The 18,914-nt window shown below is 70.4% G+C and carries 14 protein-coding genes and 1 pseudogene; 5 read left to right on the top strand and 10 right to left on the bottom strand.

Going from position 1 to position 18,914, the window contains the following annotated elements:
* Positions 1–32 precede the first annotated feature (32 nt).
* The 5 genes from AB0B66_RS28220 to AB0B66_RS28200 all read left to right on the top strand — a co-directional run bounded on the left by AB0B66_RS28220 (position 33) and on the right by AB0B66_RS28200 (position 6,096).
* Positions 33–1,877 (top strand): type VII secretion protein EccE, encoded by a 1,845-nt coding sequence (locus AB0B66_RS28220; RefSeq protein WP_360535592.1) that lies wholly within the window; start codon positions 33–35, stop codon positions 1,875–1,877.
* A 53-nt stretch (positions 1,878–1,930) separates the two neighbouring features.
* Positions 1,931–2,302, top strand: coding sequence for a phage holin family protein (locus AB0B66_RS28215; RefSeq protein WP_360535590.1), 372 nt, complete (start codon positions 1,931–1,933; stop codon positions 2,300–2,302).
* Between the two features lie 72 nt (positions 2,303–2,374).
* The gene (gene rarD / locus AB0B66_RS28210; protein WP_360535588.1) at positions 2,375–3,292 is read left to right on the top strand and encodes an EamA family transporter RarD; all 918 of its coding nucleotides are present in this window, start codon (positions 2,375–2,377) and stop codon (positions 3,290–3,292) included.
* Between the two features lie 216 nt (positions 3,293–3,508).
* Complete coding sequence (locus tag AB0B66_RS28205; protein WP_360535586.1) at positions 3,509–5,644, top strand: PhoX family phosphatase; 2,136 nt, start codon at positions 3,509–3,511, stop codon at positions 5,642–5,644.
* A 68-nt stretch (positions 5,645–5,712) separates the two neighbouring features.
* A complete protein-coding gene (locus AB0B66_RS28200; protein WP_360535584.1) occupies positions 5,713–6,096 on the top strand; it encodes a VOC family protein in 384 nt (127 codons plus the stop codon).
* A gap of 68 nt (positions 6,097–6,164) precedes the next feature.
* Here AB0B66_RS28200 and AB0B66_RS28195 read toward each other — a convergent pair whose 3' ends face one another.
* The 10 genes and pseudogenes from AB0B66_RS28195 to AB0B66_RS28150 all read right to left on the bottom strand — a co-directional run bounded on the left by AB0B66_RS28195 (position 6,165) and on the right by AB0B66_RS28150 (position 18,912).
* On the bottom strand, positions 6,165–6,986 hold the full coding sequence (locus AB0B66_RS28195) for a helix-turn-helix domain-containing protein (RefSeq protein ID WP_360535582.1): 822 nt from the start codon (positions 6,984–6,986) through the stop codon (positions 6,165–6,167).
* A 250-nt stretch (positions 6,987–7,236) separates the two neighbouring features.
* Positions 7,237–8,256, bottom strand: coding sequence for a polyprenyl synthetase family protein (locus AB0B66_RS28190; protein ID WP_360535643.1), 1,020 nt, complete (start codon positions 8,254–8,256; stop codon positions 7,237–7,239).
* Between the two features lie 94 nt (positions 8,257–8,350).
* The gene (gene nuoN / locus AB0B66_RS28185; RefSeq protein WP_360535580.1) at positions 8,351–9,904 is read right to left on the bottom strand and encodes an NADH-quinone oxidoreductase subunit NuoN; all 1,554 of its coding nucleotides are present in this window, start codon (positions 9,902–9,904) and stop codon (positions 8,351–8,353) included.
* 2 nt (positions 9,905–9,906) lie between these two features.
* Positions 9,907–11,448 carry an NADH-quinone oxidoreductase subunit M gene (locus tag AB0B66_RS28180; protein WP_360535578.1) on the bottom strand — a complete coding sequence of 514 codons (1,542 nt, stop codon included), beginning with the start codon at positions 11,446–11,448 and terminating at the stop codon, positions 9,907–9,909.
* Between the two features lie 2 nt (positions 11,449–11,450).
* Positions 11,451–13,400: an NADH-quinone oxidoreductase subunit L gene (nuoL, locus tag AB0B66_RS28175; protein WP_360535641.1), complete on the bottom strand. Its 1,950-nt coding sequence runs from the start codon at positions 13,398–13,400 to the stop codon at positions 11,451–11,453.
* 22 nt (positions 13,401–13,422) lie between these two features.
* Positions 13,423–13,722 (bottom strand): NADH-quinone oxidoreductase subunit NuoK, encoded by a 300-nt coding sequence (gene nuoK, locus AB0B66_RS28170; protein WP_360535576.1) that lies wholly within the window; start codon positions 13,720–13,722, stop codon positions 13,423–13,425.
* Positions 13,723–13,726: 4 nt separating this feature from the next.
* Entirely contained in the window at positions 13,727–14,500 is a 774-nt protein-coding gene (locus AB0B66_RS28165; protein ID WP_360535639.1) for an NADH-quinone oxidoreductase subunit J, read from the bottom strand.
* Positions 14,501–14,508: 8 nt separating this feature from the next.
* Positions 14,509–15,036: pseudogene (gene nuoI / locus AB0B66_RS28160) on the bottom strand (NADH-quinone oxidoreductase subunit NuoI); the annotation flags it as partial.
* A 1-nt stretch (position 15,037) separates the two neighbouring features.
* A complete protein-coding gene (gene nuoH / locus AB0B66_RS28155; protein WP_360535574.1) occupies positions 15,038–16,414 on the bottom strand; it encodes an NADH-quinone oxidoreductase subunit NuoH in 1,377 nt (458 codons plus the stop codon).
* A complete protein-coding gene (locus tag AB0B66_RS28150) occupies positions 16,411–18,912 on the bottom strand; it encodes an NADH-quinone oxidoreductase subunit G (protein ID WP_360535572.1) in 2,502 nt (833 codons plus the stop codon). The genes nuoH and AB0B66_RS28150 overlap by 4 nt, the downstream gene beginning before the upstream one ends.
* Positions 18,913–18,914 lie beyond the last annotated feature (2 nt).

The following is an 18,914-nucleotide window of genomic DNA, read 5'->3' as shown; positions in this document are numbered from 1 at the left end:
CCACTAGCTGGAGCCTAGGGGAGGCTATCGCGATGACGGTCGACACGGTGACCGGGCCGACGGCACGCACCATCGACGAGGGGACCGCACCGGCGGCGCACCCGCGGCCCGCCAGGCGGTTCCTCGGACTCGGCAGCGGCCAGATCGTCGCCGTGCAGCTGGCACTGGTGCTGCTGGTGGCCGCCGCGCAGGCGGGCGTCGGCTTGCTGCTGCCCGCCGTTCCCGTGGCCGCCGCGCTCGTGGTGGTGGCCTGGGGCCGCTGGCGTGGGCGCTGGCTGTCCGAGTGGACCGCCGTCTACCTGCGCTATCGCGGCCGCCGCCGGCGCATCGAGCCGACCGGTGACCCGGCCGAGCTGCTCGCCGCCGCCGCGCCCGGCAGCCGGCTGTCCATGCTGGACATCGAAGGCGTGTCCTGCGCCGCGCTCGCCGACACCCTGGGCATGTGCGTGCTGCTGGAACTCGGCGACCAGGCGGTGATGCCGGCCCGCGCCTGGCACCCGCTGCCCTCGCCCGCCACGCTGCTGCCCGCCCCCGCTGCCGACACCCCGCCCGTGCGGCTGCAGTTGCTGCTGCACGCCAACGCCGCCAACGGCTCGTCGCCCGCGGCCTCGTCCTACCGCCAGCTGTCCAGCGGACGGCTGCTGGCAAACGAGCGCGCCCTGCTGGTGGTGCGTGTGCACCGGGCCGAAGGCTGGTCGGAGGCCGACCTGGAACGCGCGCTCACCGGCGCGGTGCGCAAGGTGCGCGCGAAGCTGGGCGACGTGCCGCACCGGCTGCTCGGCGACGTCGCGGCGCTGCGCGCGCTCGCCGAGGCGGCCGGGCACGACGGGACGACCGCCGCGCAGGAGGGCTGGTCCGCGCTGCACATCGGCGGGCTCTACGCCAGCTCGTACGCCGTGGAGCGCTGGCCGACGCCGCACCCCGACCCCGCCCACGCGCTGCTGCCGCGCCTGCTGCGGCTGCCCGCCACCACGGTCTCGGTGTCGCTGACCGCGGGGCCCTGGGCCGACGGCGGCGCCACTGTGCAGGCCGAGCTGACCGTGCGGCTCACCGCGCCCGACCACACCTCGCTCGGCAACGCGGGCACCGCCCTGCGCCAGCTGCTGGCCACCGAGCACGCCCAGGCCCGCCGCCTGGACGGCCAGCAGTTCGACGGCCTGACCGCCACTCTCCCGCTGGCCGGGCCCGGTCCCGCCGACCTCGGCGCGGGCGGCCGCGGCGGCGTCGCCCGGCGTCCGGCCGCGGTCGCCGCGCTGGCCACGCCGTACGGCGGCAGCGGACTCATGATCGGCGTCAACCGGCACAGCGAGCCGGTCTCCTTCCGGCTGTTCCGCCCCGAGGCGACCCGGGTCGTCCTGATCGGCGGCGTCGCCGTCGCCCAGGTCCTCGCCGTCCGCGCGATGGCCCTCGGGTCGTACGTGCTGGTCCAGACGACCCGCCCGTGGGCGTGGGAGCCGTTCAGTCGCGGGCTGGGCTCCGGCGCGCCGCTGGCCGTCATGGCCCCCGGCCCGGTCAACGTGCCGCCCGGCACCCCGCTGCGCCCGCTGCTCAGCATCGTCGACGCGGGCCCGGTCGCCGCCGACCGCACGCCGGGCACCCCGTGGCACAGCACACTCGTGGTGCGCGACGACCTGTCCCCGGTGGACGTCGACGTGCTCGGCCGCGCCGACCTGGCGCTGCTGCAGCCGTTGCAGCCCGCGGAGGCCGCGGTCGCGGTGTCCGTGCTGGGGCTCAGCCGCGACCAGGAGTCGTGGCTGTCCCGCGCCCAGCCCGGCATGATCGGCGTGGTGCACCGGCGCTCGGTGCGCTGGGCGGCGCTCAGCACCACCGGCTACGAGCAGCAGCTGATCAACGCGACCCAGCAGAACGGACGCTGACCGGCCCGGCCGGGGGGTGCGCACCGGGGCGAATCGTGGCACGATGCCGCACCATGGGCATCCTCCTCCGTCTGGCCGCCAGCGCCGCCGCCGTCTGGGTGGCGACCATGCTCGTGCCGGGCATCAGCGTGACCGCCGAGACCCTCCTCGGCAAGATCGGCACGTTCGTCGCGATCGCGGTCATCTTCGGCCTCTGCAACGCGTTCATCCGCCCGATCGTCAAGATGGTCGGCTGCGGGCTGTACGTCTTCACCCTCGGCCTGATCGCGCTGGTGGTGAACGGCGCGCTGTTCATGCTGACCAGCTTCATCGCGGGCCTGCTGGACGTGCCGTTCCACGTCGACGACTTCTGGCCCGCCGCCATCCTCGGCGCGCTGGTCGTCGGTCTCACCAGCTGGGCGCTGAACTGGTTCATCGAGGACTGAGTCTTCTCACCAGCTGAGCGACCTGGCTCACATGTCAGGAGCCGAGGCGAGGCCTCCCCTTACCATTGGTAGGTGAGTCAGCTTCGCCTCGGCTACCTGTACGGGTTCGGCGCCTACGCCCTGTGGGGCTTCTTCCCGGCGTACTTCAAGCTGCTCAAACCGGCCGGCCCGGTCGAGGTGCTGGCCCACCGGATCGCCTGGTCGGCCCTGTTCATGGTGCTCCTGCTGACCGTGGTGCGCCGCTGGCGGCAGATCGCCGCGCTGCTGCGAAAGCCCGCCACCGTCGGCGGCATCACGCTGGCCGCCATCTTCATCGGCGTCAACTGGGGCACCTACATCTACGGCGTGAACGTGGACCGGGTGGTGGAGACGTCGCTCGGCTACTTCATCAACCCGCTCGTCGTCATCGTGCTCGGCGTGGTCGTGCTCGGCGAGCGGCTGCGCGCCGCGCAGTGGGCCGCGGTGGGCGTGGGAACCATCGCCGTCCTCGTGCTGACCGTCGACTACGGCCACCCGCCCTGGATCGCCCTCATCCTGGCCTGCTCCTTCGCCCTGTACGGCCTGACCAAGAAGCGCCTGGCCCTGCCCCCGGCCGACGGCCTGTTCGTCGAGTCCGCAGTGTTGACCCTGCCCGCGCTGGCCGCATTGGGCTGGCTCGCCTCCTCCGGCGACCTGACCTTCGGGCAGGTGAGCACCGGCCACACCCTGCTCCTGGCCGCGGCGGGCGTGATCACGGCGATCCCGCTGCTGATGTTCGCCGGAGCCGCCAACCGCATCCCGTTCACCGGCCTCGGCATGCTCCAGTACGTCGCCCCGACCCTGCAGCTGGCACTCGGCGTGTTCGCCTTCCACGAGCCCATGCCACCGGCCCGACTGTTCGGCTTCGGCCTGGTCTGGCTCGCCCTGGCCGTCTTCACCTGGGACGGACTCCGCAACGCCCGCCGTACGCGGTTGGCGGCGGCGACTCCGCTGGCCGCCAGCCGGGCGTAATCCACACCAAGGTCGCTCGACTTGCCCGGCAAGTGGGCGAAAGCGGGCTCAAGATACGCACATCTGCCCGGCAAGTCGAGCGACCTTGACGCGGCGGCGCGGCTGCCTGGTGGTGTTCATGTGGGGTTCATCCATGGGATGAGCGCGGCTCACCCGGGCTACCTACGTTCCGGACGACGGCACACCCTGTCGACCCGACGTATGGAGGCAACTCCCATGAACGAATCCCGCCGCCGGCTCCCCCTGCTCGGCGGGGACGGCCACAGCGGAGGCAGCCGGTCGTCCATGACCTGCCTGTACCGCTGCGGCAACGCCTGTGACCACCCGGCCCCGAACACGTCGTCGAACGAGTACTTCGGCGACGTCGTGCAGGCCGAGGTGTCCCGGCGCGGCATGCTCAAGGCCGGCTCGGCCGGCGCCATCGCGCTCGGCTTCGCCGGTGCGGTGGCCGGCGCCACCGCCGCGTCCCCGGCGTTCGCCGAGCCCGGCGAGGCGGCCGCGGCCGAGGAGTTCTCCGTGGAGACGCTGACCCGCACGGGCAAGCCGACCGCGCTGACGTTCTCGCCGATCCCCCCGAACACGCTGGACAACCTGGTGGTGCCCAACGGGTACGACCACAACGTGATCATCCGCTGGGGTGACGAGGTCGTGCCCGGCGCGGCGGACTTCGACCCGGCGAAGCAGAGCGCGGCCACCCAGTCGAAGCAGTTCGGCTACAACAACGACTTCGTCGCGGTGCTGCCGCTGGGCCGCGGCGGCGACCGCGCGCTGCTGGTCTGCAACCACGAGTACACCAACGAAGAGCTGATGTTCCCTGGTTTCGCCGGGCTGGACGCGCTGACCACCGACCAGATCCAGGCCACGATCGCCGCGCACGGCATGTCGGTGGTCGAGCTGGAGCGGGTCGGGCGCACCGGGCAGTGGGTCGTGGTCGGCAAGGGGCGGCGGCCGTACAACCGGCGCATCACCGGTCTGTCCACCGTCTTCGCGGTGACCGGCCCCGCCGCGGGTTCGGCGCTGCTGAAGACGGCCGCCGACCCCACCGGCAAGAAGGTCATCGGCACGTTCAACAACTGCGCGGGCGGCGTGACCCCGTGGGGCACGGTGCTGTCCGGCGAGGAGAACTGGAACCAGTACTTCGTCGGCGGCGACGGCGCGCCCGAGGAGGCCAAAGCCTCGCTGGCCCGGTACGGCGTGTCCACCACGGCCCGCTACCCGAGCGGCTCGCGCAAGTGGGACCGGGTCGACGCCCGGTTCGACCTGGCGGTGACCCCGAACGAGATCAACCGCCACGGCTGGATCGTCGAGGTGGACCCGTTCGATCCGGGCTCGACCCCGCGCAAGCACACCGCGCTGGGCCGGTTCAAGCACGAGGGCGCGAACGTGATCGTGGCCGACAGCGGGCACGTCGTGGCGTACATGGGCGACGACGAGCGGCACGACTACATGTACAAGTTCGTGTCGCACAAGAAGTTCACCCGCGGCAACTCGTACTGGGCCCGCAAGCAGAACATGTCCCTGCTGGAGTCCGGCGACCTGTACGTGGCGCAGCTCGGCTACACCAGCGCCGCCGAGATCGACGGCACCGGCAAGCTGCCCAGCGACGGCGCGTTCAACGGCACCGGCGTCTGGATCCCGCTGGTCAAGGACAACAAGCCGATGGTGCCGGGCTGGACCGTCGAGCAGATCCTGGTGCACACCCGCCTCGCGGCCGACCTGGTCAACCCGACCAAGATGGACCGTCCGGAGGACGTCGAGCCGAACCCGGTCACCGGCAAGATCTACGCCGCGCTGACCAACAACACGGCCCGCGGCACCACCGGCGGCCGCAACGCGCCGGCCGACGAGGCCAACCCGCGCAACGCCAACAAGCACGGGCACATCTTCGAGATCACCGAGAACGGCGGCGACCACACCGGCACCACGTTCACCTGGGCGGTCCCGATCGTCTGCGGCGACCCGGCGGACCCGTCGACCTACTTCATGGGGTACGACAAGACCAAGGTCTCGCCGATCTCCTGCCCCGACAACCTGGCGTTCGACGGCGCGGGCAACCTGTGGATCTCCACGGACGGCAACGCGCTGCTGTCCAACGACGGCCTGTTCGCGACCGCGCTGAGCGGCCCCGAGGCCGGCCACCTCAAGCAGTTCCTCACCGTGCCCCGCGGGGCCGAGGCGTGTGGCCCGTTCATCAGCGTGGACAACAAGACGGTGTTCGTCGCCCCGCAGCACCCGGGTGAGATCAGCGGCGCGTCCATGGACTCACCGGCCAGCACCTGGCCCGACGGCGACTACGCCAAGCCGGGCATCGTCGGCGTGTGGCGGCTCGACGGCCGCCCCGTCGGCAGCTGACCCACCTCGCACCAGCGGCGCTCGCGGCCTTCGGGCCGCGGGCGCCGTTTCTGTCTACGCTGACCGGTATGACCGAGAACACGCCCCGGCTGGAGCTGTCCGGCATCGTGCTGGACTCGCCCGACGCGCGGGCTCTCGCCGCCTTCTACGAGCGGCTGCTCGGCTGGACCCGGGAGCAGGACGAACCCGACTGGGTCAAGCTGCGCGGCCCCGGCGGCGGGCCGGGCCTGTCGTTCCAGACCGAGTCCGCGTACGTGCGCCCGGTGTGGCCGGCCGGCCCCGGCGAGCCGCAGATGATGGTGCACCTGGACATCGCCGTCGACGACCTGGCGGCCTCCGGTGCTCACGCGGTGGCCGCCGGCGCGACGCTCGCCGACTTCCAGCCGCAGGACGACGTCCGCGTCTACCTCGACCCGGCCGGCCACCCGTTCTGCCTCTTCCTGTCCGACTGACCCATTACCCGCGCCGCCGTCGCGGTGCCTTCCCGGTCGGCTGCCGGGCTGTGGACTGCCGGAGTGGGTCAAGCCGCGGCCGCACCGTGTGCGGCCGTCAGCGGGGCGTTGAGGGCCGACTGAAGCGTGCGGGCCGTGGCGTGCAGCCGCTCCCGGATCATCGGCGCCTGCTTCACCAGGTCGACCGCCGGCAGCGCGCAGGCGACCACGAAGCGCTGCGACAGGTCGCCCGCCGTCTGCACGGACACCGACGCGCAGGCCACCCCCGGGCGGAACTGCCCGATCTCCACCTGCATGCCGCGGCGCATACCCGCCGCGATGTCGGCGTCGAGCGCCGTGTGCGAGCGCAGCGTGGCCTGGGTGAAGGCCCGCATGCCGTGCTCCTTGAGGTAGCGCTCACGCTGCGCCTGGTCGAGGGTCGCGAGCAGGTTCTTGCCCAGCGCGGTCGCGTGCGCGCCCTCGTCGAACCCGGGCACCAGGTCCTCGACGTGCGGCGAGCGGAAGCCCTCGGCTACGGCGGTGATCGCGATCCGCCCGTCGACGAAGCTGCCCAGGTAGTGGCTGTAGCCGATCTCGGCGCTGGCGCGGCGCAGCACCGTGCCGACCTCGGCGGGCCCGCGCATCGCGCTGACCAGCTCACGAAAGCGGTCGGCGACCGCCAGGCCCAGCGTGTACGCCCCGTCGGCGCGGCGCATCACGTAACCCTGGTGGGCGAGGGTGCGCAGCATCCGGTACGCGGCGGCGATGGTGATGTCGCACCGGCGTGCGATCTGCTTGGGGGACAGCCCGGTGGGCGACTCGCCCACCACCTCCAGCACCCGCAGCGCTCGCGCCACGCTGCTGACCATGTCCGATGGCGGAACCGCTGAGTCTCGCACCGTCACCTCCATGCAGTCGCACCTACGATATGCAAATGCACGCCTGACGTGAAGAGCCCCGACGTAACGAAATCCTTCGATCCAATCTGGACGGTCAGAACCTCCGCCCACCGGGCCCTTCACTCGTCGGACCGCTCCGGAAAGTTCGCCCGGCCGCGTCTCACCGACCCCGCCCTCGATAGACGTTGGCCTATGACATCGAGCGATCGTAGATCAAACTCGACGTCATAGGCCAACGTCTATGAAAAAACGGGTGCGGTGGTCAGCTGATGCGGTCGGCGATGACGTCGCAGAGGGACTCCAGCGCTTCGCGGGCCGCGTTGCGCGGCAGGCCCTGCAGCTGGGCCCGCGCCTGCTCGGCGTAACCCCGCACGGTCTCCCGGGCCCGCTTGAGCGCCACGCTGTCGCGCAGCAGCTCCAGCGCCTCGGCGTGCAGCGCGTCGTCGGTGACCGGGCCGTCGGCCAGGATCTGGCGTAGGCGGACCGCGGCCGGGTCGCTGTCGTCGGAGGCCAGCGCGTAGAGCACCGGCAGCGTCGGCACGCCCTCGCGCAGGTCGGTGCCGGGGGTCTTGCCGGAGTCCGTCGACTCGCTGGAGATGTCGAGCAGGTCGTCGGAGAGCTGGAAGGCCAGCCCCAGCGTCTCGCAGTACGTGGTGAGCGCGGCGGTGACCGCGGGGGACGCGCCGGAGAACATGCCGCCGAAGGTGCCGCAGGTCGCCATCAGCGACGCGGTCTTGCCGTCGAGCACCTTCAGGTGGTGCTCGACCGGGTCGGCGTCGCGCGGGCCCACCGTCTCGGCGATCTGGCCGTGCACCAGCTGCGCGAACGTCTGCGCCTGGATGCGCACCGCGTCGGGGCCGAGGCCCGCGGCCAGCTCCGCGGCCCGGGAGAAGAGGAAGTCGCCGACGAGGATGGCCAGCGAGTTGCCCCAGCGCGCGTTGGCACTGGGCGTGCCGCGACGCACCAGCGCCTCGTCCATGACATCGTCGTGGTACAGCGTGGCGACGTGGGTCAGCTCCAGCACCGTCGACGCGTCCACCAGTTCGGGCGCGGCGGGGTCGCCGAAGTGCGCGCAGACCGCGACCAACATCGGCCGGAACCGCTTGCCGCCGGCTTCCATCAGGTGCTTGGCGGCTTCGCTGACGAAGGGGTCCGCGGATTCGACGCACTCGCGCAGGCGGTCCTCCACCGACGCCAGGTGCGCCATCACCGAGGCTTCCAGGGCAGGGTCCTCGAACCGGACACCGGTGCTCCGGGCAGTACGACCGTTCACGCTGCTCACCACGTCCTCACGATGCCACATGGCTCTCACATGATCGAAGCTCCCCCCATGCCCAGTGAACGGGTCGTGGGGGGAGCCTCGGATTTACGCCTACCTACCGGATGAAGTTGGACACGTCGGTCGTCAGGTCGAGCAGCGGACTCGGCCAGACGCCCAGCACCAGCGTGACCAGCACGCCGATCATGAGGGCGGTCGAGGTCAGCATGCCGGGGATGGAGACGCTCGGGGTGGTCTCACCGGGCTCGCTCAGCCACATCATGACGACGACCCGCAGGTACGGGAAGGCGAGGATGATGCTGCTCAGCACGCCGAAGAGCACCAGCCAGGTCTGGTCGCCGTTGATGCCCGCGCCGAACACCGCGAACTTCGCCACGAAACCACTGGTCAGCGGGATGCCCGCGAAGCCCAGCAGCAGGAAGGTGAAGACACCGGCGAACAGCGGCGACCGCTTGCCCAGGCCCGCCCAGCGGGCCAGGTGCGTGGCCTCCCCGTCGGCGTCGCGGACCAGCGTGAGCATCGCGAAGGCGGCGATCACGAGGAAGCCGTACGCCACGAGGTAGAACAGCATGCTGCTCAGGCCCTGCTTGCCGCCGCCCAGCACACCAACCAGCAGGTAGCCGGCGTTGGCGATGGACGAGTAGGCCAGCAGGCGCTTGAGGTCGGTCTGGGTCACCGCGAGGATCGCGCCGATCAGCATCGTCAGCACCGCGATGACGCCGAGCACCGGCGTGAACTCCCAGCCGAGCCCGTCGAAGCCGACGTAGAGCACCCGGGCCAGCGCACCGAACGCGGCGACCTTGGTGCAGGCCGCCATGAACGCGGTGACCGCGGTCGGCGCGCCCTGGTAGACGTCGGGCGTCCACACGTGGAACGGCGCCGCGGCGGCCTTGAACAGCAGGCCGATGGACAGCATCGCGAGGCCGATGAACAGCAGGATCGGGCTGTTCGTCGAGTCGGTCACCGAGGCGTGGATCGCCCGGAAGTCGACCGCGCCGGCGAAGCCGTAGATCATCGCGAGGCCGAACAGGAAGAACGCCGAGGCGTACGCGCCGAGCAGGAAGTACTTGAGCGCGGCCTCCTGCGACAGCAGCCGCTTGCGCCGGGCGAGCGCGCAGAGCAGGTACAGCGGGAGCGAGAAGACCTCCAGCGCCACGAACATGACCAGCAGGTTGTTCGCGGTGACGAAGAGCATCATGCCGGCGACGGCGAAGACGGCCAGCGGGTAGACCTCGGTCGCACCCGACTCCTTGGCCGCCTGCCTGCGGTCGAGCTCCGAGCCGACGGTGATCGCGGCCTGGGCCACGAACGGGCCGCCGTTCTCCAGCGTGCGCTCGCCGAACAGCAGCAGCGCGACGATGGCGAGCACCAGGATCGCGCCCTGCAGGAACAGACCCGCCTGGTCGATCGAGAGCGACTGCGCACCGGTCAGCGCGTTGGCGTCGGTCACGTCCGGCGCGTGCATCAGCACGGCGACCAGCGCGGCGACCAGGGCCAGCAGGCCCAGCACCAGCTGCGCGGTGTTGCGGGCCCGGCGCGGCACGAACGCCTCGACGAGCACCCCGAGGCACGCCGCGCCGAACAGGATCAGCATCGGCGCCAGGGCGGCGTAATCCAGCTCCGGCAGCTTGACGACAAAATCTTCGCCCATGGTCACTTTCCTGCTTCCACAGTGGAGGTGGCGGGCGCCGGGTCGGCCCGCTCCGGGGTGACCACGTCGGTCAACGTGGCCTGCACCGCCGGATTGATCACGTCGAGCACCGGCTTGGGGTAGAAGCCCAGCACGATGAGCAGCACGATCAGGGGCGCCACCACGATGCCCTCACGCAGCGACAGGTCGCGCTTCATCGGCGCGAGGTCGAGCAGGGCGGGGTTGGTGTTGCCCTGCGTGGTGCGCTGGATCATCCACAGCACGTACGCCGCGGCGAGGATGATGCCGACCGTCGCGATGACCGCCACCGGCTTGTTCACCGTGAACGTGCCGATGAGCACCAGGAACTCGCTGACGAACGGGGCCAGGCCCGGCAGCGCCAGCGAGGCCATGCCCGCGATGAAGAAGACGCCCGCCAGCACCGGCAGCAGCTTGCCCGCGCCGCCGAAGTCGGTCACCAGGGTGCTGCCGCGGCGCGCCACGAACATGCCCACGACCAGGAACAGCAGGCCGGTGGCGAGACCGTGGTTGACCATGTACAGCACCGCGCCGGAGCCGGCCTGGTAGGTGAAGGCGAAGATGCCGACGCCGATGAAGCCGAAGTGCGCGATCGAGGTGTAGCTGACCAGGCGCTTGAGGTCCTTCTGGCCGATCGCCACGAGGGCCGCGTAGATGATGCCGATCACCGACAGGCCGATCGCCCACGGCGCGAACCAGCGCGACGCCTCCGGGAACAGCGGGAGGCAGTAGCGCAGGATGCCGAAGGTGCCGACCTTGTCCATCACGCCGACCAGCAGTGCCGCGGCGCCGGCCGGAGCCGCCCCGCCGGCGTCGGGCAGCCAGGTGTGGAACGGGAAGAACGGCGCCTTGATGGCGAAGGCGATGAAGAAGCCGAGGAACAGCCACCGCTGCACGGTGGTGGTGAACTCCACGTTCGTCAGCGTCTGCCAGTCGAAGGTCTGGCCGCCGTACACCCACATGCCGATGACCGCGGCCAGCATGAGCAGACCGCCGACCAGGGAGTAGAGGAAGAACTTCACCGCGGCGTACTGGCGCTGCTTGGCCGGCACGTCGGTGCCGAACGAGCCGATGATGAAGTACATCGGCACCAGCATGACCTCGAAGAAGAGGTAGAACAGCAGCACGTCGGCGGAGGTGAAGGTGCCGATCATGGTGCCTTCGAGCGCCAGCAGCAGGGCGAAGTACGCCGGGACGCTGCGCTTGCTCTTCTCCGCGTCGTGCCAGCTGGCCAGGATCACCAGCGGCACCAGCAGCGCGATCAGCGCGATCATCACCAGGGCGATGCCGTCGACGGCGAAGCTGAACTTCGCGCCCCACGCCGGGATCCAGGTGTAGGACTCCTGCAGCTGCATCCGCGCGCCGCCGGGCTTGTAGGCGACCCAGGTCGCCACGCCCACGGCCAGCACCACGATCGACCAGATCAGCGCCAGCCGCTTGGCCAGCTCCGGCTTCGCTCGCGGCACGAACGCGACCGTCAGCGCGCCGATCAGCGGCGCGAGGGTCAGGATTGACAGGTATTTCATCGTTATCCCATCCAGCCGAGCTGCACTGCGGCGAAGGCGCCGAGCACCAGGACCCCGCCGAGAAGCATCGAGAGCGCGTACGACCGCACGAAGCCGGTCTGGAGCCGCCGCAGCCTGCCCGAGCCCCCGCCGACCAGCGCCGCGAGCCCGTTGACGAGGCCGTCCACGCCCTTGTTGTCGACGAAGACCAGGGCCCGGGTGAACCACTTGCCCGGCTTCTCGAACACGGCCTCGTTGAAGGCGTCGGTGTAGAGGTTGTTGCGGGCGGCCGTGACCAGCGCGCCGGCCGGCTGCGGCTCCAGCGCCGTGCCCTTGTTGAACAGCGCGTACGCCAGACCCGCACCGGCCACCGTCAGCGCCAGGCTGAGGATGGTGATGGTGGTGTGGGACAGCGTCGTCGGGTGCTCCTCAACCGGCGGGCCCAGCACGGGGGTGAGCCACTCCGCGACCGGGGAGGCCATGAGCCAGCCGGCGAAGATCGAGCCGAGCGCCAGGAAGATCAGCGGGATCGTCATCACCGGCGGAGACTCGTGCGGGTGCTGGTCGACCGAGCCTTCCTTGGCGGTGGTCCACCGCTTCGGGCCGTGGAACGTCAGGATGAACAGGCGGGTCATGTAGAACGCGGTCAGACCCGCGCCGATCAGCGCCGCGAAGCCGTAGAGCCAGCCGGTCCAGCCGGGCCGCGCGAAGGCGGCCACGATGATCGGCTCCTTGGTGAAGAAGCCGCTCAGCGGCGGGATGCCGATGATCGCCAGCCAGCCCATCATGAAGGTGAGCCAGGTGATCTTCATGTACTTCCACAGCCCGCCGAAGCGGCGGATGTCCACCTGGTCGTTCATGCCGTGCATGACCGAGCCGGCGCCGAGGAACATGTTGGCCTTGAAGAAGCCGTGCGCCAGCAGGTGGATGATGGCCAGCGCGTACGCGCCGCCGCCCAGCCCGACGCCGAGGAACATGTAGCCGATCTGCGACACGGTCGACCAGGCGAGCACGCGCTTGATGTCGTCCTTGGCCGAGCCGATGATGCAGCCCAGCAGCAGGGTGAGCGCGCCGACGCTGACCACGACCGTCTGCAGCGTCAGGTTCGCCGAGAAGATCGGGTTGGAGCGGGCGATCAGGTAGACACCGGCGGTCACCATCGTCGCCGCGTGGATCAGGGCCGAGACCGGGGTCGGGCCCTCCATCGCGTCGGGCAACCACGCCTGCAGCGGGAACTGGCCGGACTTGCCGCACGCGCCGAGCAGCAGCAGCAGGCCGAGCACCAGGATCGTCGTGCTCGGCAGCAGGCCGGCGTTGCTGAACACCACGTCGTAGTTGACCGAGCCGAGCTGCGCGAACATCACGAAGATGCCGAGCACCAGACCCGCGTCACCGATGCGGTTCATGATGAACGCCTTCTTGCCGGCGGTGGCCGCGGACGGCCGGCCGTACCAGAAGGAGATCAGCAGGTAGGACGCGAGACCCACGCCTTCCCAGCCGAAGTAGAGCATCACGTAGTTGTTGCCGAGCACCAGCAGCAGCATCGCCGCGATGAACAGGTTGAAATACCCGAAGAAGCGGCGACGGCCCTCGTCGTGGGCCATGTAGCCGGTCGCGTACAGGTGGATCAGGAAACCCACGCCCGTGATCAGCAGCACGAAGCAGGCGGTCAGCGGGTCGAACAGGAAACCGAAGTCCACCTGCAGCGAGCCGACCGGGATGAAGCTGTACAGGTCGAGCTGCACCGCCCGGTTGGGCAGGTCGCGCAGCTCGAAGAACATGGCCGCGCCGAGCACGAAGGAGAACAGCACCGCCGCGCAGCCGAGCCAGTGGCCCCACTTGTCGGCCCAGCGGCCGGTGGTGAGCAGGATCAGGGCGCTGACCGCCGGAACGGCGATCAGCAGCCACATGTAGGAAAGGATTCCGGTCGCGGAGGCGTAGACGACGGGCGCCTGTGCCGCCTCCGCGAGCATCAGAGTTGGTTGCATCTCCGCCTCAGTACTTCAGCAGGTTCGCGTCGTCGACGCTCGCCGAGCGTCGCGTGCGGAAGATCGACATGATGATGGCCAGACCGACGACGACCTCCGCTGCCGCGACCACCATCGAGAAGAAGGCCATGATCTGGCCGTCCAGCGTCCCGTTCATCCGGGCGAAGGTGACCAGGGCCAGGTTCGCGGCGTTGAGCATCAGCTCGATGCACATGAACAGCACGATGGCGTTGCGCCGGATCAGCACGCCGACGGCGCCGATGCTGAACAGCACAGCCGACAGCACGATGTAGTACATGGGGGTCATCGGGTCACTTCCCCTCGGTGTGCTTGTTGGCGATCTCGGCCGAGGTGAGCTCGCGCGTCGGCAGGATCGGCGAGATGCTCCGCTCGGCGGGCGTGCCGTCCGGCAGCTTCGCCGGGGTGGCCACCGAGGTGGAGTTCGCGAAGACACCCGGGCCCGGCTTGGGGCCGGGGTAGTTGCCCGGCTCGAAGCGCGCCTTCATCTGCGCGACCTGGCCGACCCGCTCGCCCTTCTCGCGCTCGCGGTGGGCCAGCAGCATCGCGCCGACCGCCGCCGTGATGAGCAGCGCCGAGGTGACCTCGAAGACCCAGACGTACGGGCCGAACAGCAGCTGGGCGATGCCCTGCACGTTGCCGTTGATGTTGGCCTTGTCCAGGCCGGCCACCGGCATGTCCCGGGTGGCCTGGAAGACGCCGGTGCCGAGCAGGCCCGCCAGGCCCAGGCCCAGCAGGATCGCGACGACCTTCTGGCCGCGCAGCGTCTCGATCACCGAGTCGGACGCGTCGCGGCCGACCAGCATCAGCACGAACAGGAAGAGCATCATGATCGCGCCGGTGTAGACGATGATCTGCACCATGCCGATGAACGGACCGGCCTGCACGATGTAGAAGACGCCCAGGCTGAGCATGGTCAGCACCAGCCACAGCGCGGAGTGCACCGCGTTGCGCGCGATCACCATGCCCAGCGCGCCGATGACCGCGAGCGGGGCCAGCAGGAAGAAGGTCCACTTCTCCCCGCCGGACACCTCGGCCGCGGCGGCGAGCACCTGAGTCGAAAGCATCATCGGGTCTCAGCTCCCGCCGACGTACCGGGGTTCGCCGGGGCGCCCAGGTAGTAGTCCTTCTCGGTGTCGCCCAGCCGCATCGGGTGCGGCGGCTGCTCCATGCCGGGCAGCAGCGGCGCGAGCAGCTGCTCCTTCGTGAAGATCAGGTCCTGCCGGTTGTCGCGGGCCAGCTCGTACTCGTTGCTCATGGTGAGCGAGCGGGTCGGGCAGGCCTCGATGCACAGACCGCAGAAGATGCACCGGGCGTAGTTGATCTGGTAGTTGGACGCGTAGCGCTCACCGGGCGAGAAGCGCGCCTCGTCGGTGTTGTCGCCGCCCTCGACGAAGATCGCGTCCGCCGGGCAGGCCCACGCGCACAGCTCGCAGCCGATGCACTTCTCCAGGCCGTCCGGGTAGCGGTTGAGGATGTGCCGGCCGTGGTAACGCGGGGCCGTCGGGTCCGGCTTCTCCGGGTAGTGCGTGGTGACGGTCTTCTTGAACATGTGCGAGAACGTCACGCCGAAGCCCTTGACGGCATCAGTCATCGAACCCATGTCACACCTCCTCTTCGCTGGTCGCGGGCACGGTCTCGCGCTCGGCGGTCAGCCGCTTCGCGCGAGGGCTCACCGGCACCTGCAGGTCCATCGGCGGCAGCGGGAAGCTGCCCTCGGGGCGCCGGGCCACCTGCTCCTCGACGGGCAGGACCGGCTCCTCCTTCTTCTGCGGCCACAGCAGCGCCAGCAGCAGGATCACCACCAGCGGGATGGCGATGAACCAGACCTTGGTCCAGCCGTCCATCTGCTGCTTCTGCATCGTCTTGATGAAGGCCAGCGTCAGGATCCACACCAGGTTGACCGGGATGAGGACCTTCCAGCCGAAGCGCATGAACTGGTCGTAGCGCAGCCGGGGCAGCGTGCCCCGCAGCCAGATGAAGACGAACAGCAGCAGCAGCACCTTGATGGTGAACCACAGCAGCGGCCACCAGCCGGAGTTGATGCCCGGCCAGAAGCTCTCGAACGACGTCGGCGCGCGCCAGCCGCCCAGGAAGAGGGTGGCGCACAGGCCGGAGACGGTCACCATGTTGATGTACTCGGCCAGGAAGAACAGCGCGAACTTCAGCGACGAGTACTCGGTGTGGAAGCCGCCGACCAGCTCCGACTCGGCCTCGGGAAGGTCGAACGGGGCCCGGTTGGTCTCGCCGACCGCCGAGATCGAGTAGATGACGAAGCTCGGCAGCAGCAGCAGGAAGAACCAGCTCGGCGCGGTGAACTCGAAGCCGCCGAGCGACACCGGCGAACCCTGCGCCTGCGCGTTGACGATCTCCGAGGTGCTCATCGTGCCCGCGGTCATGAAGACGGCCACGAACGACAGGCCCATCGCGACCTCGTACGAGATCAGCTGGGCACTGGAGCGCAGGCCGCCGAGCAGCGGGTAGGTCGAGCCGGAGGCCCAGCCGCCCAGCACGATGCCGTAGATGCCCATGCCCGAGCAGGCCAGCACCAGCAGCACCGCCACCGGGATGTCGGTCAGCTGCAGCGGCGTGCGCGTGCCGAACATCGACACGAACGGGCCGAACGGCATGATCGAGAACGCGGTGAAAGCGCAGACCGTGGAGATCACCGGCGCGATGAAGAAGACCACCTTGTCCGCCTTGAGCGGCATGATGTCTTCCTTGAACGCCAGCTTCAGACCGTCGGCCAGCGACTGCAGCAAACCGAAGGGACCGTGCCGGTTCGGGCCGGGACGCACCTGCATCCGGGCCACCACGCGGCGCTCGTACCAGATGGTGAACAGGGTCATCACCACGAGGAAGACGAAGACGCCGACCACCTTGATGAGGACGATCCACCACGGGTCATGCCCGAAGTCGACCAGCGTCGGATCGCCGGTCGCCGGGTCCTCGGCGAGGAACCCGATGGGGGCGAGGATCATTTGCTTCCTCCGCTCACGGTCACGACCGCACCCGGGTTCGCGCCGAGCGTGCGGCGCAGCGTGGAACCCGGCGAGTTGGTCGGCACCCAGACGACGTCATCGGCGATCTCGGTGATCGCGGCCGGCAGGGTGATCGCACCCCGCGCGGTCCCGACGGTCACCGGGTCGCCGTCGGCGACACCCAGCGCGGTGGCGCGCGCCTTCGACAGGCGCACCACCGGCGGGCGGGCGGTGCCGGCCAGCACCTCGTCGCCGTCGGTGAGGGTGCCCAGGTCGATCAGCTGCGCCCAGCTGGCCAGGATCGCCTCGTTCTGCTTCAGCGTGGGCGCGGCCGCGCCCACCTCGGCCGGCGCGGCCGGGCGCTGCTGGCCCGTCGCGGGCAGGCTGCCCAGCTCGCGGCGCACCGCCAGCACGTCGCCGGTGCCCAGCGTCACGCCCATCCGGGCGGCCAGCGCGTCGAGCACCCGGGCGTCGGTCAGCTTCGCACCCGTGTTCGGGGTCTCCAACGCCTGCTCGTAGGTGCGCAGGCGGCCCTCCCAGTTCACGTACGAGCCCGCCTTCTCGGCGGGCGCGGCGACCGGGAACACCACGTTCGCGCGCCGGGACACGGCGCTCATCCGCAGCTCCAGCGAGACCAGGAAGCCGACCTTGTCCAGCGCCTCCTCGGCGGCCTTCGGGTCGCTCAGGTCGGCCGGGTCGACACCCGCCACGACCAGCGCGCCCAGCTTGCCGGAGGCGGCCGCGGCGAGGATCGCGTCGGTGTCGCGGCCGGTCTGGCTCGGGATCACGCCCGCCGCGACGCCCCAGGCCGCCGACAACTCGGCCCGCGCGGCCGCGTCGGCGACCGAGCGGCCACCGGGCAGCAGCGTGGGCAGGCAGCCCGCGTCGACCGCGCCGCGGTCACCCGCGCGCCGCGGCACCCAGGCGAGCTTCGCACCGGTACGCGCTGCGAGGCTCGCCACGGCGGAGAAGCCGCCGCGGACGACGGCCAGCCGCTCGCCGGCCAGCACGATGGTGCCCGGCTCCAGCTCCAGGTTGGACAGCGCGGCCGGCTCCTGGCCGGGCACGCACTCGACCAGCGTCGCGCCGGCCTTCTCCGCGCCGCGGGTCAGGAACGGGGCCACCGAGGTGACCTTGAGCTTGCCCTTGGCCGCCGCCTTGCGCAGGCGGAGCAGGATGATCGGGCTCTCCTCCTCCGGCTCGAAGCCGACCAGCACGACGTGCTTGGCCTGCTCCAGGTCGGTGTAGGTGACCGACTGCTCACCGACGACCGACGAGGCCAGGAACTCGGCCTCCTCCGCCGACAGCGGCCGGGCCCGGAAGTCGATGTCGTTGCTGCCCAGCGCGATGCGGCTGAACTTCGCGTACGCGTACGCGTCCTCGACGGTCAGCCGGCCGCCGGTCAACACGCCGACGCCGTACGCGCCGTCCCGGGCGGCCCGCAGGCCCTCGGCCGCGACGGTCAGCGCCTCGGTCCAGGAGGCCTCGCGCAGCTCGCCACTCTCGGCGTCGCGCACCAGCGGGGTGGTGAGCCGGTCGAAGGCGGTGGCGTAGCGGAAGCCCCACCGGCCCTTGTCGCAGTTCCACTCCTCGTTGACCTGCGGGTCGTCGCCGGCCATCCGGCGCAGCACCTTGCCGCGGCGGTGGTCGGTGCGCATGTCGCAGCCCGACGCGCAGTGCTCGCACTTGCTCGGCGAGGACACCAGGTCGAACGGCCGGGCGCGGAAGCGGTACTGCTCGCTCGTGAGCGCGCCGACCGGGCAGATCTGGATCGTGTTGCCGGAGAAGTAGGAGTTGAACGGGACGTCGCCCGGCTCCGGGTCATCCTGGTCGTAGGCCAGCTCGTCGATCGTGCCGTGGTCGCGCGAGTGCCCACTGTGCTCACCGGTCCGGCTCGCAAGCTCGCCGAACGCAGCGTCGCGGTAGATGCCGATCTGCTCGGCCGACGACCGGTCCATCAGGTCGATGAACTTGTCGCCCGCGATCTCCTCGGAGAACCGGGTGCAGCGCTGGCACAGCACGCAGCGCTCACGGTCCAGCAGCACCTGCGCGGAGATGTTGATCGGCTTCTCGTACTCGCGCTTGGCCTCGCGGAAGCGCGACTCCGGGCGGCCGACCTGCATCGCCTGGTTCTGCAGCGGGCACTCGCCGCCCTTGTCGCACATGGGGCAGTCCAGCGGGTGGTTGATGAGCAGCAGCTCCATCACACCCTCCTGCGCCTTGCGGGCGACCTCGGAGGTCAGCTGCGTGCGGACCACCATGCCGTCGGCCACCGTCTGGGTGCACGAGGCGACCGGCTTGCGCTGGCCCTCCACGTCCACCAGGCACTGGCGGCACGCGCCGGCCGGGGCCAGCAGCGGGTGGTCGCAGAACCGCGGGATGTCGATGCCCAGCCGCTCGGCGGTGCGGATGACCAGCTCGCCCTTGGGCGCGGTCACCTCGATGCCGTCGATGGTGAGCGTGACGGTGTCGGTGTGCTTCTGTACTTCCTGGCTCATTG

This window comes from Catellatospora sp. NPDC049111 (genome assembly GCF_040648615.1).
GTDB lineage: Bacteria > Actinomycetota > Actinomycetes > Mycobacteriales > Micromonosporaceae > Catellatospora > Catellatospora aurea.
This window is presented reverse-complemented; position numbering and strand designations above follow the sequence as displayed.